Source organism: Xylanimonas allomyrinae, from assembly GCF_004135345.1.
GTDB classification, from domain to species: Bacteria; Actinomycetota; Actinomycetes; order Actinomycetales; family Cellulomonadaceae; genus Xylanimonas; species Xylanimonas allomyrinae.
This window is the reverse complement of the sequence record NZ_CP035495.1, coordinates 147,591-162,036: the sequence shown is the minus strand read 5'-3', so window position 1 is coordinate 162,036 and position 14,446 is coordinate 147,591. Positions and strand designations below refer to the sequence as shown.

General features: G+C 73.2%; 8 protein-coding genes and 4 pseudogenes. 2 read left to right on the top strand and 10 right to left on the bottom strand.

Translation table 11 applies throughout. The features are described from left to right. Window positions 1-136: 136 nt before the first annotated feature. Both ET495_RS00690 and ET495_RS19290 read left to right on the top strand, forming a co-directional pair. A pseudogene (locus ET495_RS00690) lies at window positions 137-987 on the top strand (purine-nucleoside phosphorylase). Window positions 988-1,002: 15 nt separating this feature from the next. Next, window positions 1,003-2,785, top strand: a pseudogene (locus tag ET495_RS19290) (phospho-sugar mutase). Between the two features lie 59 nt (window positions 2,786-2,844). Here ET495_RS19290 and deoC read toward each other — a convergent pair. From deoC to ET495_RS00635, 10 genes and pseudogenes are all read right to left on the bottom strand, one after another. Continuing rightward, window positions 2,845-3,550, bottom strand: a pseudogene (gene deoC, locus ET495_RS00680) (deoxyribose-phosphate aldolase). Next, window positions 3,547-4,659, bottom strand: coding sequence for an adenosine deaminase (locus tag ET495_RS00675; RefSeq protein WP_129201806.1), 1,113 nt, complete (start codon window positions 4,657-4,659; stop codon window positions 3,547-3,549). The pseudogene deoC and the gene ET495_RS00675 overlap by 4 nt, the downstream one beginning before the upstream one ends. Window positions 4,660-4,736: 77 nt before the next feature. Beyond that, window positions 4,737-5,153 (bottom strand): hypothetical protein, encoded by a 417-nt coding sequence (locus tag ET495_RS17990; RefSeq protein WP_211340880.1) that lies wholly within the window; start codon window positions 5,151-5,153, stop codon window positions 4,737-4,739. A 95-nt stretch (window positions 5,154-5,248) separates the two neighbouring features. Next, the gene (locus tag ET495_RS00665) at window positions 5,249-6,040 is read right to left on the bottom strand and encodes a hypothetical protein (RefSeq protein ID WP_129201804.1); all 792 of its coding nucleotides are present in this window, start codon (window positions 6,038-6,040) and stop codon (window positions 5,249-5,251) included. Between the two features lie 1,092 nt (window positions 6,041-7,132). Continuing rightward, entirely contained in the window at window positions 7,133-8,431 is a 1,299-nt protein-coding gene (locus tag ET495_RS00660) for a thymidine phosphorylase (protein ID WP_129201802.1), read from the bottom strand. After that, window positions 8,428-8,886 (bottom strand): cytidine deaminase, encoded by a 459-nt coding sequence (locus ET495_RS00655; RefSeq protein ID WP_129201800.1) that lies wholly within the window; start codon window positions 8,884-8,886, stop codon window positions 8,428-8,430. The genes ET495_RS00660 and ET495_RS00655 overlap by 4 nt, the downstream gene beginning before the upstream one ends. Before the next feature lie 7 nt (window positions 8,887-8,893). Beyond that, window positions 8,894-10,180, bottom strand: coding sequence for an ABC transporter permease (locus tag ET495_RS00650; RefSeq protein WP_129201798.1), 1,287 nt, complete (start codon window positions 10,178-10,180; stop codon window positions 8,894-8,896). 46 nt (window positions 10,181-10,226) lie between these two features. Next, window positions 10,227-11,525 carry an ABC transporter permease gene (locus ET495_RS00645; RefSeq protein ID WP_425471172.1) on the bottom strand — a complete coding sequence of 433 codons (1,299 nt, stop codon included), beginning with the start codon at window positions 11,523-11,525 and terminating at the stop codon, window positions 10,227-10,229. Further along, window positions 11,522-13,110: pseudogene (locus ET495_RS00640) on the bottom strand (ABC transporter ATP-binding protein). Before ET495_RS00640 ends, ET495_RS00645 begins: the two are co-directional and overlap by 4 nt. A gap of 162 nt (window positions 13,111-13,272) precedes the next feature. Continuing rightward, entirely contained in the window at window positions 13,273-14,367 is a 1,095-nt protein-coding gene (locus ET495_RS00635; protein ID WP_129201796.1) for a BMP family lipoprotein, read from the bottom strand. Between the last annotated feature and the right edge of the window lie 79 nt (window positions 14,368-14,446).

Here is a 14,446-nt window from a genome sequence, read left to right as displayed (position 1 = left end):
CGCGACGAGAGCCGCCTCATACCCGCCGGGGCCCCGCCCAGGATGACGACGCGCTGGCCGTCGCTGACTGCGGTGTCTGTGGTCGCGTGGCTTCTCACGGCCGACATTGTTGCAGCCGGGAGGTTAGCCTCGGACCATGACCAGCAATGCCGCTTCCGTGCCTGATCTCGACGACCCGGCGACCGACCCGTTCGACGTCGCGCGCGCCGCCGCGGAGCACATCGCCCGCGCCTCGGGCGTCGAGGGCCACGACGTCGCCCTGGTGCTGGGCTCGGGCTGGGGCGGGGCCGCCGAGCTGCTGGGCGACGTCGTCGCGGAGATCCCGTCGCACGAGATCCCGGGCTTCGCCAAGCCGTCGGTCGCGGGCCACGTCGGCACCACGCGATCGATCCGCGTCGAGCGTGCCGACGGCTCGACACGCAACGTGCTGGTGCTCGGGTCGCGCACCCACCTGTACGAGGGGCGCGGCGTGCGCCGCGTCGCCCACGGCGTGCGCACCGCGGCCGCGACGGGCGCCGAGACCGTCGTGCTGACCAACGGCTGCGGCGGCCTGCACATGGCGTGGCGTCCCGGTCAGGTCGTCCTCATCAAGGACCACCTCAACCTCTCGGGTGCCTCGCCGCTGGAGGGTGCGACGTTCGTCGACCTCACCGGCCTGTACTCCCCCGGCTGCGCGACCTCGCCCGCCAGGTCGAGCCCACGCTGCCCGACGGCGTCTACGCGCAGTTCCACGGCCCGCACTACGAGACGCCCGCCGAGGTGCGCATGGCAGGCGTGCTCGGCGCCGACCTGGTGGGCATGTCGACGGGGCTGGAGGCGATCGCCGCCCGCCACTGCGGCATGGAGGTGCTGGGCATGTCGCTCGTGACGAACCTCGCGGCCGGCGTCAGCCCGCAGCCGCTCTCGCACGAGGAGGTGCTGGAGGCCGGGGCCAAGGCCGCCCCCGTCATCAGCGACCTGCTCGCCCGCATCGTCAAGCTCGTCTGACCCCCGGGGGCTGTCGTGACCGACCTCAAGGACGACTCGCTGGCGTCCGCGCTCGCCGCGGCCGAGGCGTGGGAGCGCGCCGACGTCGACGACGCCGACAAGGCGGAGCTGCGTGCGCTCGTGGCCCGCGCCGGCGGGGGCACGCCGGGCGCCGTCCAGGCCCAGGCCGAGCTGCGCGACCGGTTCGCCACGCGTCTCGCGTTCGGCACCGCCGGCCTGCGCGGCGCGATGGCCGCCGGACCCAACCGCATGAACCGCGCCGTCGTCGTCGGTGCGGCCGCGGGCCTGGGGCCTACCTGCGCGGCGAGCTCGGCGACGCGACCCCGCGCGTGGTGGTCGGCTTCGACGCGCGGCACCGCTCCGCGGACTTCGCGCGCGACACCGCCGCCGTCATGACCGCGCAGGGCATCGAGGTGCTGCTGCTGCCCTCACCGCTGCCCACGCCCGTGCTGTCCTTCGCGGTGCGACACCTGTCCGCGGACGCGGGCGTGATGGTCACCGCGTCGCACAACCCGGCGGCCGACAACGGCTACAAGGTCTACCTGGGCGGTCGCGTCGTGCCCGGCGCCGGGCAGGGCACGCAGATCGTGCCGCCGTTCGACGCACGCATCGCCGAGCGGATCGACGCCGTCGGCCCGGCCGCAGCCGTGCCGCGCGCGCAGTCCGGCTGGACCGTGCTCGGCCACGACATCGTCGACGACTACGTCGCCACGGTCGTCGCGCTCGCCGACGACGCCCCCCGCGACCTGCGCATCGTCACGACGTCGCTGCACGGCGTCGGCGGCACGGTGCTCGCACGGGTGCTCGCCGAGGCCGGCTTCACCCACGTCGTGCCCGTCGAGGAGCAGGCCGAGCCCGACCCCGACTTCCCCACCGTCGTGTTCCCCAACCCGGAGGAGAAGGGCGCGATCGACCTCGCGATCGCCGTCGCCCAGGACGCCCAGGCCGACGTCGTCATCGCCAACGACCCGGACGCCGACCGCTGCGCCGTCGCGGTGCGCGACCCGCGCGCGGGAACCTACCAGGGCGCGGAGACGGCGAAGTCGCAAGGCTGGCGCATGCTGCACGGCGACGAGGTGGGCGCGCTGCTCGGCGACGACGTCGCGGAGCACCTGGCCGCCGGGAGGGACGCGAACGCCGTCGGCGACCGGCCTGTGCTCGCGAGCTCGATCGTCTCCTCCCGCCTGCTGGCCGCGATCGCGACCCGGCACGGCCTCGCTCACGCCACCACGCTCACCGGGTTCAAGTGGATCGCCCGCACGCCCGGCCTCGCCTTCGGGTACGAGGAGGCGCTGGGCTACTGCTGCGACCCGCAACGGGTCCGCGACAAGGACGGCATCTCGGCCGCGCTGCTCGTCGCCCAGCTCGCCAACCGGCTCAAGGCACAAGGGCGAGGGCTGGTCGACCGGCTCGACGACCTCGCCCGCCAGCACGGCCTGTACCTGACCGACCAGCTCTCCGTGCGCTTCGAGGACCTCGCAGGCATCCCCGGCACGATGGCGCGACTGCGCTCGCAGCCGCCGCGCACGCTCGCCGGGTCCACGGTCGTCGACGTGCTCGACCTCGCCGACGGCGCGGACGGCCTTCCCCGACCGACGGCGTGCGGCTGCTGACCGAGGACGGCACGCGCGTCATCGTGCGGCCGTCGGGCACCGAACCCAAGGTCAAGTGCTACCTGGAGGTGGTGCGCGACGTCGCGCCCGATGCGACCTTCGACGCCCTGGGCGCCGCCCGGGCCGAGGCGCGCACCACGCTCGCGACGCTCAAGCACGACATCGCCGCGGCGCTGGGCCTGTGAGGGCCGCGCGTGCGTGACCTCGGGCCGCGTCCGGACGCGGCCCCGAGGTCACGCGCCGATCAGTAGTCTGACGGCGGGGCTGCCGCGGGAGCGCCCGCCAGCTCGGCCAGGACCGCCGCCGCGGCCGACATGCCCAGCCGCGTCGCGCCCGCCTCGATCGCCGCAAGGGCGTCCTGGAGGGTGCGGATGCCCCGCTGGCCTTGACGCCCAGGCGCCCGCCGACCGTGTCGGCCATGAGCGACACCGTGTGGACCGTGGCACCGCCGGTCGGGTGGAAGCCTGTCGAGGTCTTGACGTAGTCGGCGCCCGCCGCCTCCGCGGCACGGCACACCGCGACGATCTCGTCGTCGTCGAGCGCTGCCGACTCGATGATGACCTTGAGCAGCCGGCCCCCGGCACGGCGGCGCGGACCGCGGCGATGTCGGCCTCGACGGCCTCGAAGTCACCGGCCTTGGCCGCGCCCACGTCGATCACCATGTCGACCTCGTCGGCGCCGTCGGCGACCGACCGCGCGGCCTCCGCGGCCTTGATGGACGAGACGTGCTTGCCCGACGGGAACCCGCACACGGTCGCGACCTTGAGGCGACCGGCCGCGGTCTCGTGCGCGAGCGCGACGAACGTCGGCGACACGCACACCGAGAACACGCCCAGCCCGGCGCCCTCCTCGACGAGCGCGACCACGTCGGCGTCGGTCGCCTCCGGCTTGAGCAGGGTGTGGTCGATGAACGACGCGAGCTCTGCCGGCGTCGTCGGGACGGTGCTCACAGCTGTGCCCCCTCGATCTTCTGGTACCCGGGGACGATGACGTGCTCGACGAGGTCCCGGCGCTCGTCGTGGTGCATGAACGCGCCCCAGGCGGCCGCGATGGTGACGTCCGCGAGGTCGTCGATCGACCAGCCCGCTTCCGTCACGAGCAGGCGCATCTCGTGCGACATCGACGTGCGCGACATCAGGCGGTTGTCGGTGTTGAGCGTGACCGCGAAGTCGAGCTCCTTGAGCCGCGTGATGGGGTGCTCGCGCACCGACTTCGCGGTCGTCGCCGACGTCTGAAGGTTCGACACCGGGCACACCTCGAGCGGGATCTGGTGGTCGCGCACCCAGTGCGCGAGCGACCCGAGCGTCGCGAGCGGCGAGCCGTCCGCGTCCGTGCCGAACGCGATGTCCTCCACGATCCGCACACCGTGGCCGATGCGGTCGGCCTGACCCACGTGCACGGCCTGGGCGATCGATGCGACCCCCGCTGCCTCGCCCGCGTGGATCGTGACCGGGAAGTCGTGATCGGCGAGGAACCGCCAGATCCCGGCGTGCCGGTCGGGCGGGAAGCCGTCCTCGGCCCCCGCGATGTCGAAGCCGACGACACCAGCGCCGCGGTAGGAGACCGCGAGCTCGGCGATCTCGGACCACCGGTCGGCGTGCCGCATCGCGGTGACGATCTGGCCCACCCGGATGGTGCGGCCGTCGGCCGCAGCGAGCGCGATGCCCTCGTCGATGCCGGCCTGCACGGCCTCGACCGTCTCCGGCAGGCTCAGGCCCTTGGTCAGGTGCTGCTCGGGCGCCCAGCGCTGCTCGGCGTACACCACGCCGTCGGCCGCGAGGTCGAGCACGGCCTCCTTGGCGACGCGCGCGAGCGCCTCGGGCGTCTGCATGACGGCGATGGTGTGGTCGAAGGTCTCCAGGTACCGGACCAGCGAGCCGGAGTCGGCCGCCTGCTGGAACCAGTCGGCCAGGCTGTCGGCGTCCTCGACCGGCAGGCGGTGGCCCACGGCGTCGGCGAGCTCGAGCACCGTCTGCGGGCGCAGACCGCCGTCGAGGTGGTCGTGCAGAAGAACCTTCGGGAGTTCGGGAACGAGGTCCACGAGGCGGTCGTCGGTCATGCGCCCAACCTAACCGCCGCACAGCCGCCAAGCGCCCCCAACGGGCCCTTGCGTCGCGTCCTGCCGCCGTCCGGGCGTCAGGTCGGCAGTCGGTCGTCAGCGCGTGCCCCCGGGGCACGAGATGACGACAGACTGCCGACCTGACCGGGGAGAGCTCGTGGGTCACGGCTCGTCGGCGGGGTCTGGGGTGGGAGGGGTCGGGGCCGTGTAGGTGTCTTCCTCGTCAGGGGTTGGATCTCGTCGGCCTGGTCGGCGACGTCGGCCTCGTCGGCCAGGCCCTCCAGGTCGGGGCGAGGTGCGGCCGGCCGGTACTCCTCGGCGGAGGCCGCGCTCACACGCTGGCCCACCACGGCGAGCGCCTCCTCCACCAGGTTGACCACGCCCTCGGGATCCGCGGCGTCGTCCGGATCCAGCGCCCGGACCTCGCGCTCGTGCAGGTCAGGTTCGGCGACACCGGCGTCACGCCAGGCGTCCCGACCAGGCTGGGTGCTCATGCGAGTCTCCCTCCTCGGCGGGTCCACCCATCGTCCCGCCCGCACACCAGGGCTGCACCTCGGGCCGCGGCGCGTCCCCGGGCTGCCCCACGCCGTCAGCGCGGGAGCACGGCCCACACGACGTGCGGCCACGCGCCCAGTGCTGCCGTCAGCACCGAGCGGTCGTGCTCGGTCGCCCACTCCGGGTCGAGCAGGACGGCGGTCGGCACCGTGTGCATCGTCGCCGACGACGGCTCGTACACCCGCACGACGCCCTCACCCGGCCACACGTCGGCCAGCAGCACGACGTGGCGCGGCACCGCGTCCTGCCACGCCCCACCGAGATCGCCGCCCGAGTACAGCGGCACCGGAACGCCCGCCGACGCCGCCGCGACCGCCGCACGCAGCACGGCCGCACCCCGGTCCCCTCCGCCGACGACTCGATGCGTGAACCGCACGTCACCGAATCGCGCGACGGCGGCCGCCGCCCATGGCGCCGTGCCGAAGCGGCGCGGCCAGGGCAGCACCCCAGACCGCGAGCTCGCACGGTGCACCTGTCGCTGGATCGCGGCGAACCGCTGCCCGGGATCACGAGCGACGTGCAGCGCAAGGCGCGGGCTGCCCGCCATGGCCAGCATCGTCAGCACGGCCGCTCCGCACGTGGTCTCGTCGATCTGCCGGGCTGCGACCGCCGCTGCGGCGTCGTCGAGGAACGGCAGGGCGACACGCTCGGGATGCCCGACGCGCCCCGGCCCGCGGTCCCGCCCGAGCGGGTCGAGCACCGAGCGCCGTGCCGCACCGCCGACCTCACGCAGCGCGTCGGCCACGTCGCTGCCGAGCGCGGCCACCCCCCGGTCACCGGGCTGCTGCTCGCTGGGGTCCGCCTCGTCGGACGCCCTCTGAGCCACGTGCGCGGACGCGGGCCGCACGGGCGCGGCCGCTCGCGAGTCTTCACGCCCCCCAGCAGCATCTGCCGCCGCTGCGGTACGCGGGAGCGCCGGTGCCCGTGCCGGTGCCGGTGCCGGTGCACCATCGGGTTCCCCTGCTGAGGGCGCGGCGGCCGCGGGACGCGGCGGCGTGGCTGCGTGCGCGGTACCAGGCCGTTGCGCGGCAGGGCGCACGCGGGCGCCCGCTTGCCCGCTGCCGGACCCCTCAGCAGGACGCGCGCCCGCAACGGGACGCGCATCGTCGGGCTCCCCAGCGACAGGCACCGCCACGGCAGGACGCACCGACCCGGGGCCAGCGGGACGCACATCGTCGGGCTCCCCAGCGACAGGCACCGCCACGGCAGGACGCACCGACCCGGGGCCAGCGGGACGCACATCGTCGGGCTCCCCAGCGACAGGCACCGCCACGGCAGGACGCACCGACCCGGGGCCAGCGGGACGCACATCGTCGGGCTCCCCAGCGACAGGCACCGCCACGGCAGGACGCACCGCCCCGGGCCAGCAGGACGCACCGCCGAACCCGCCCGCGCGCCACCACCCGTCCGCGCACGACCGGGCGCCTGCGCACCATCAGAGGTCCGCGCACCATCAGCGGCCTGCGCACCATCAGGGGCCTGCGCCGCGGCGGGCACGTCCAGACCCGCTTGCCCATCACCGGGCACCTCAGCGGCTGGCACCGTCGCCGCCGGACGCACCGACGCCGCGCCGGCGGGGCGCGCAGGCGAACCTGCCCGCGCGCCGCCAGGAGCCTCGGCGGCAGGACGCACGCGCGCACCGGTCGGCACATCGTCGGATCCCTCCGCGACAGGCGCCGCCGTCGCGGGACGCATGCGCGCCGTGTCGGCGGGACGCACCGGCGGACCCGGCTGCGCACCACCGGGCACCTGCGCGGCGGGCCGCACGGGCACAGGCGCGCCCGCCTCCGCTCGCCCAGGTGCGTTGCCGGCAGGTGCGGGTGCTTCGTCGGCGGGTGCCTGCTCGCCAGGTACCGGCCCGGCAAACACGTGCAGGCGCGCGAGCAGGTCGGTCAGCCGTAGTCCTTTCCGCATCTGCTCAGCGGATCCGGTCGAGAACGACGGGGCGGCGGCTGATCGCGGTCCCGGGTGGTGCCACCTCCCAGGCGCCGTCGAGCGCCTCGTGCGCGCGCGCGAACCGCTCGGGGGTGTCGGTGTGCAGGGTGAGGATGGGCTGTCCCTGAACCACGACGTCGCCGGGCTTGGCGTGGATCTCGACGCCCGCGCCGAGCTGCACCGGGTCCTCCCGGCGCGCGCGCCCGGCCCCGAGCCGCCACGCGGCGACGCCGACGCCGTACGCGTCGAGCCGCGCGAGCACGCCGTCGGCCTCCGCGACGACCTGCTCGGTGGCGGCCGCCGTCGGCAGGGGCGCGTCGGGGTCGCCTCCCTGGGCGATGATCATGCGCCGCCATACGTCCATCGCGCGGCCGTCCGCGAGGGCCGCGCGCACCTCGGGCTCCTCGACGGGGCGCCCGGCCGCGGCGAGCATCTCGACGGCGAGCGCCACGGTCAGGTCGACGACGTCGGCGGGGCCGCCGCCGGCGAGCACCTCGACCGACTCGCGGACCTCGAGCGCGTTGCCGGCGGTGAGGCCGAGGGGCGTCGCCATGTCGGTGAGGAGTGCCACGGTGGTGACGCCGGCGTCGGTGCCGAGGTCGACCATGGCGCGTGCGAGGGTGCGTGCCGCGTCCAGGTCCTTCATGAAGGCGCCGGAGCCGACCTTGACGTCGAGCACGAGCGCACCCGTGCCCTCGGCGATCTTCTTGCTCATGATCGAGCTGGCGATGAGCGGGACGGACTCGACGGTCGAGGTGACGTCGCGCAGCGCGTAGAGCTTCTTGTCGGCGGGGGCGAGACCCGGTCCGGCCGCGCAGATGACGGCGCCGACCGAGGCGAGCTGGGCGTGCACCTCGTCGTTGCTCAGCGTCGCCCGCCACCCCGGGATCGCCTCGAGCTTGTCGAGCGTGCCGCCCGTGTGCCCCAGTCCTCGGCCGGAGAGCTGCGGGACGGCGACGCCGAACGTGGCGACGAGCGGGGCGAGCGGCAGCGTGATCTTGTCGCCGACGCCGCCCGTGGAGTGCTTGTCGGCGGTCGGGATGCCGAGCCCGGAGTAGTCGAGCCGCTCGCCCGAGTCGATCATGGCCTGCGTCCAGCGTTCGAGCTCGCTGCGGCTCATGCCGTTGAGGAAGATGGCCATTGCGAGCGCGGACATCTGCTCCTCGGCGACGACGCCGCGCGTGTAGGCGTCGATGACCCAGTCGATCTGCCCGACGGACAGGTGTTCCTTGTCGCGCTTGGTGCGGATGACGTCGACGGCGTCGAACGGTTCGGGGCTCATTGCTCGCCTTCCAGGTAGTGGTGCACGACGTCGAGGTCGTCGGGGCCGAACGCCTGTGGCAGCACCTGGGTCATCGGCTCGATCCCGCGCGGGGTGTCGACGAGCAGCGTGGGCCCGCCGTGCTCCCACAGGAGCTGGCGGCAGCGCCCGCACGGCATGATCGCGACGCCGCGCGCGTCGACGCACGCGAACGCCACGAGGCGTCCCCCGCCGCTCTCGACGAGCTGGGAGACCAGCCCGCACTCGGCGCACAGCGTCACGCCGTAGGCGGCGTTCTCGACGTTGCAGCCGACGACGACGCGACCGTCGTCGACCAGCCCGGCCGCCCCGACGGCGTAGCCCGAGTAGGGCGCGTACGCGCGGGTCATCGCCTTGCGGGCGTGGCCGCGCAGCGCGTCCCAGTCGATCTGCGCCGCTCCGGTCGTTGCGCGACCGTGCGCGTCGAACTCGGTCATGCGGCCCTCACTTCTTGTACGGGATGCCCTCGGACGCGGGTGCCCGCACCCGGCCGACCAGCCCGGCGACCGCGAAGATCGTCACGAGGTAGGGCGTCATGAGCATGACCTGGCTGGGGATGGGCGTCCCGACGATGCCGAGCACCGTCTGGAGGTTGTCGGAGAACCCGAACAGCAGCGCGGCGGCGAGGGCGCCCAGCGGGTTCCACCGGCCGAGAATCATGGCGGCCAGGGCGATGTAGCCCTTGCCGCCGGTCATCTCGCGGCCGAACGCCAGGCCGGCCGCGACGGTGAAGAACGCCCCGCCCAGCCCGGCCACGGCCCCGCCGAGGATCGCGTTCTTGACGCGTGTGCGGTTGACCTTGATGCCCACGGTGTCGGCGGCCTTGGGGTGCTCCCCCACGGCGCGCAGCCGCAGGCCCCACCGGCTGCGGAAGAGGTAGACGTGCAGCACCGCGACGGCGACGTACATGAGGTAGACGAGCAGCGTCTGGCGGAACAGGACGGGGCCGAGGATCGGGATGTCCGCGAGCCCGGGGATGGGCAGGACGGGCAGCGGGGTGCGCCGGTTCCACGTCGTGGGGTCGTTGGTGAGCACCGTCGAGAACAGGTAGTTGGTCACGCCGACGACGAGCACGTTGAGCACGACGCCGACGATGATCTGGTCGACCCAGTACCGCACCGCGAAGATCACCAGCAGGAGTCCGACGATGGCGCCCGCGACAGGGGCCGCGATCAGCCCGATGTAGGGGCTTCCGGTGAGCGAGGCGACGACGGCGGCGAGGAACGCCCCGGCCAGGAGCTGGCCTTCGATCGCGATGTTGATGATGCCGACGCGCTCGCACAGGATGCCGGACATCGAACCGAAGACGAGCGGCACCGCCAGGAACAGCGCACCGGAGAGCAGGCCGGTCAGGGGGATGGTCTTGCCCGACCCGGCCCAGCTGAGGAACGCCACGATCCACAGCACGCCGAACAGCACGGGCAGCCACCAGCCCAGGTGGCGGCGCGTGGCGGCGGCCCACCAGGCAAGCCCGGCCAGGACCAGCGCGACGAGGCTGAGCACGAGCGACGTCGACACCGAGCCCACGGAGACGGGGGCGATCTGGAACAGGTCGGTCGCGGTCGAGATGCGGAACGTCGTCGTGGTGCCCGACGTGGGCAGGATGCCGAAGGCGACGAGCGCGACGACGCCGAGCGCCGTCAGCGCGATCGGCAGCTTCCAGGAGATCGGCGGGAGCGGGGCCGCGCGGTGGGCGCCGGGTGCCGGGCGGGTCGCCGTCGCGGCGCTCATCGCTGGACCTCCGTGCGGGCGGTGCGTGCTGCCTCGACGGATCGGTTCATGCGCCGGCCTCCTGCGCCGAGAGGGACGTGGTCTTGGCCGCGCGCTTCTTGGTGCGCGCGGAGCCTCCGGGGGTGGGCAGCCGGAAGATGGCTCGCACGAGCGGCGGTGCCGCGATGAACAGCACGATGAACGACTGGACGACGAGCACGATGTCGATGGGGGTGCCGGTGCGGATCTGCATCGCGAACCCGCCGGCCCGCAGGCCTCCGAACAGCAGGCCCGCGAACACGGTGCCGAGCGGCTTGGAGCGGCCGAGCAGCGCGACCGTGATGGCGTCGAACCCGAAGCTCGCGGCCACGCCCGACGTCAGCACGCGTTCGGTGCCGAGCACCTGGGCCGATCCGGCCAGGCCGGCGAGTCCGCCGGCGATGGCCATGACCCACACGGTCACCCACGGGACGGACATGCCCGCGGTGCGGGCAGCGCTCGGGTTGGCGCCCACGGCACGGAACCGCAGGCCGAGCGTCGAACGCTCCATGAGCCACCACACACCCAGGGCGGCGAGCAGCGCGAGGACGAACCCGAGGTGGAGCCGGAAGTCGCGCCCGAGCAGGAGCGGGTAGGTGGCGCTGTCCGGGATCTGCGGGCTGATCGGGTTGGCTCCGCCGGGGCGCCGGAACGCCGTGGTGGTGAGCAGGTACCCGATGAGGTAGATCGCCACGTTGTTGAGCATGATCGTGACGATGACCTCGTTGGCCCCGGTCGTGGCCTTGAGGACGCCCGCGATCGACGCCCAGATCGCACCGCCGAGCGCCGCGCCGAGCACGGCGAGCAGCAGGTGCAGGCCTGCGGGCAGGTCGAACGTGAAGCCGACGTACGCGCCGAGCACGCCGCCGAGGATGATCTGGCCCTGCGCGCCGATGTTGAACAGGCCGGCCCGGAAGCCGATGCCGATGCCCAGGCCCGCGAAGATGAGCGGGGTGGCGACCGTCATCGTCTCGGTGATCGGCCGGATCACGCGGGCGAACCCGTTGCCCGAGAAGTTGATGACCGCACCCTGGAACAGCGCGGAGTAGGCCCCGCCGACGGCGTCGGCGATCGCACGGAGGAAGTCCGTGGGCCGCGCGAACAGCCAGCCCGCCGACTCCTGCACGCGCGCGTCGGCGGCAGCGATGAGGACCGCGCCGAGCACGAGCGCGGCCACGACGGCGAACACCGTCACGAGCCAGCTCGACTCGAGCATCTCGCGCAGCACGCTGCGGCTCGCGGCGTCGATACGGCTCTCGGTCGCCGGCGTCTGGGCAGGCGCGGGGGGCTCCGTCGCCGGGCCCGGCGGGGTCGTGGCCTCGCTCACTGGATGCCCTCCTCGGTCTGGTCGGCGGCGAGGTCGGCCTCGCCGAGCGTCGTGTGGTGCGCGGCGGCCTGCTCGACGGCCTCCTCGAGCGGGACGCCCGCCATCATGAGGCCCAGCACGTCACGGTCCGTTCCCCCCGGGACGACGCCGACGATCCTGCCGCGGTACATGACGGCGATGCGGTCGCCGAGGGCGAGCACCTCGTCGAGCTCGGTGGACACGATGATGACGGGTGTTCCCTTGTCGCGTTCGGCGACGATGCGCTGGTGGACGAACTCGATCGAGCCGACGTCGAGGCCGCGGGTGGGCTGCGAGGCGATGAGCAGGCGCAGCGGCCGGGACATCTCCCGGGCAAGGACGACCTTCTGCTGGTTGCCGCCCGAGAGCGTGCCGGCGAGCGCGGTCACGCTCTGCGTGCGCACGTCGAACTCGGCGACGCGGCGCTCCGCGTTCTGCCGGATCGCGCCCTTGTCGAGCGAGCCGCCGCGGGAGAACGGCGGCGAGTGGAACATGTCGAGCACGAGGTTCTCCTCGACGGAGAACGTGCCGATCAGGCCGTCGGTGCTGCGGTCCTCGGGCACGTACCCGACGCCGGCCCCGAGCGCTCCCGCGACTCCCAGGCCGACGAGCTCTGTGCCGTCGAGGGTGATCGACCCGGCGACGGGGCGTTGCAGGCCGATGATGGCCTCGGTCAGCTCCGTCTGCCCGTTCCCCTGGACACCCGCGACGACGAGGATCTCTCCCCGGCGCACGTCGAGGTCGACGCCGTCGACCACGGGCGACCCGGTGGCGTCGTCGACGACCGTCAGGCCGCGCACGCGGAACGTGGCGTCCCCCGCGTCGGCCGGCAGCTTGTCGACGCCGAGCGACACCGAACGGCCGACCATGAGCGAGGCGAGCTCGGTCTCGGAGGCCGACGGCTCGGCCGTGCCGACGACCTTGCCTCGCCGGATGACGGTGATCCGGTCGGCGACGGCGCGCACCTCGCGCAGCTTGTGCGTGATGAACACGATCGACGTCCCGCGGCCTTGAGCTGCCGCATGATGGCGATGAGCTCGTCGGTCTCCTGCGGAGTCAGCACCGCCGTCGGCTCGTCGAGGATGAGCACCTTGGCGTCGCGTGACAGGGCCTTGATGATCTCGACGCGCTGCTGGACGCCGACGGGCAGCTCCTCGACCAGCGCCTGGGGGTTGACCTCGAACCCGAACCGGTCGGAGATGGTTTCCACCATGGTGCGCGCCTTGCGCGCGTCGATGATCCCGGCGCCCTTGACGGGCTCATGGCCCAGCGCGACGTTCTCGGCGACGGTGAAGACGGGCACGAGCATGAAGTGCTGGTGCACCATGCCGATGCCGGCGGCCATGGCCTCACCCGGCCCCGCGAAGGTGACGGGCTCGTCGTCGAGCAGGATCTCGCCGCCGTCGGGGTCGTAGAGCCCGTAGAGCACGTTCATGAGAGTGCTCTTGCCGGCCCCGTTCTCCCCGAGCAGGGCGTGGATCTCGCCTGGCTCGATGACCAGGTCGATGTGGTCGTTGGCGACCAGCGACCCGAAGACCTTCGTGATCCCGCGCAGCTCCAGCTTCACCGGCAGATCCTCTTTCCGTGGCGACCGGACGAGTCCATCGAACAACATGAGTCCGCTCCGGTCCTGCCGGACGCGGCGATGCGCCGTGCGTGGCGCTGACGTGCGGCGGCCCGGGCGCCGAACGCCCGGGCCGCCGGCGATGCCGTGGTTACGGCGCCGGGGTCACTTCGGCGAGTTGGGCGACTCGATGGTCAGCTCGCCCGAGATGATCTGCTGCTTGAAGTCGTCGATCTTCTGCGACAGCTCGGCGGGGACGGCCGACTCGAAGTCGTGGAACGGGGCCAGGCCCACGCCGTCGTTCTCCAGCGTGCCGATGTACGGGTCGGACGTGAAGCTGCCGTCCGCCGCGGCCTTGATGACGTCGAAGACGGCCGGGCCGATCTGCTTGATCACCGAGGTGAGCACGATGTCGCCGTGGTCGGTCGTCAGGAAGCCGTCGGAGTCGACCCAGACGATCTTCTTGCCGGCGTCGCTCGCCGCGGCTGCGGCACCCAGGCCCACCGGGCCGGCGACGGGCATGATGATGTCCGCGCCCTGGTCGATGAAGCCCTGGGCGAGGTTCTGGCCGTTGGCCTGGTTGGAGAAGTCGCCCGTGAAGGAGCCGGTCTGCGCCGTCTTGTCCCAGCCGAGGAGCGTGACGGTCGCGTCGTTGTCCTCGTTGAACCGCTGGACGCCGTCGTAGAACCCGTCCATGAACACCGAGACCGACGGGATCGCCATGCCGCCGAAGGTGGCGACGGTGCCAGTCTCGGTCATGCCCGCGGCGAGGTACCCGGCGAGGAACGCGGCCTCGGCCGTGTTGAAGAGGATCGGCTTGGCGTTCTCGACCGTGACCGGGTTGAACTCGGCGTCGGAGAATGCCGAGTCGACCAGCGCGAAGTTGATGTCGGGGTTGGCCTCGGCCGCAGCCTGGATCGGGTCCTCGAGCTTGTAGCCGACGCCGATGATGAGGTTGCAGCCCTGCTGGACCATGTTGTCGATGTTGGGTGCGTAGTCCGTGTCGGCCTGCGACTCCGCCTGGCGGATGGTGATGCCGAGCTCGTCCTGAGCCTGCACGAGGCCGTCGTGGCCCGACTGGTTGAAGGACTGGTCGTCGAACCCGCCCTCGTCCGAGACCATGCAGGCCGTGAAGTCCGAGGCCGGCGAGGCGCCGTCCGTCGCGCTTCCGTCGGCGTTGTCCTCGGGTGCCTGGCCGCACGCGCTGAGCAGGAGCGCGGCGACGCCCGCCAGCGCGGCGAACTGGGTCGCTCTCTTCACCTTTGTCTCCGTTCGATTGGATCGGGCACCGACTCCGCGCCAGGGTCCAGCTCGGATCGGTAGGCCGTGAGCCTAGTGT

Excerpts from the sequence above, each read along its gene's own strand:
- ET495_RS00675 (WP_129201806.1), bottom strand. The coding sequence starts at position 4,659 with ATGACCGACGACCGCCTCGTGGACCTCGTTCCCGAACTCCCGAAGGTT.
- ET495_RS17990 (WP_211340880.1), bottom strand. The coding sequence starts at position 5,153 with ATGAGCACCCAGCCTGGTCGGGACGCCTGGCGTGACGCCGGTGTCGCC.
- ET495_RS00660 (WP_129201802.1), bottom strand. The coding sequence starts at position 8,431 with ATGAGCCCCGAACCGTTCGACGCCGTCGACGTCATCCGCACCAAGCGC.
- ET495_RS00655 (WP_129201800.1), bottom strand. The coding sequence starts at position 8,886 with ATGACCGAGTTCGACGCGCACGGTCGCGCAACGACCGGAGCGGCGCAG.
- ET495_RS00650 (WP_129201798.1), bottom strand. The coding sequence starts at position 10,180 with ATGAGCGCCGCGACGGCGACCCGCCCGGCACCCGGCGCCCACCGCGCG.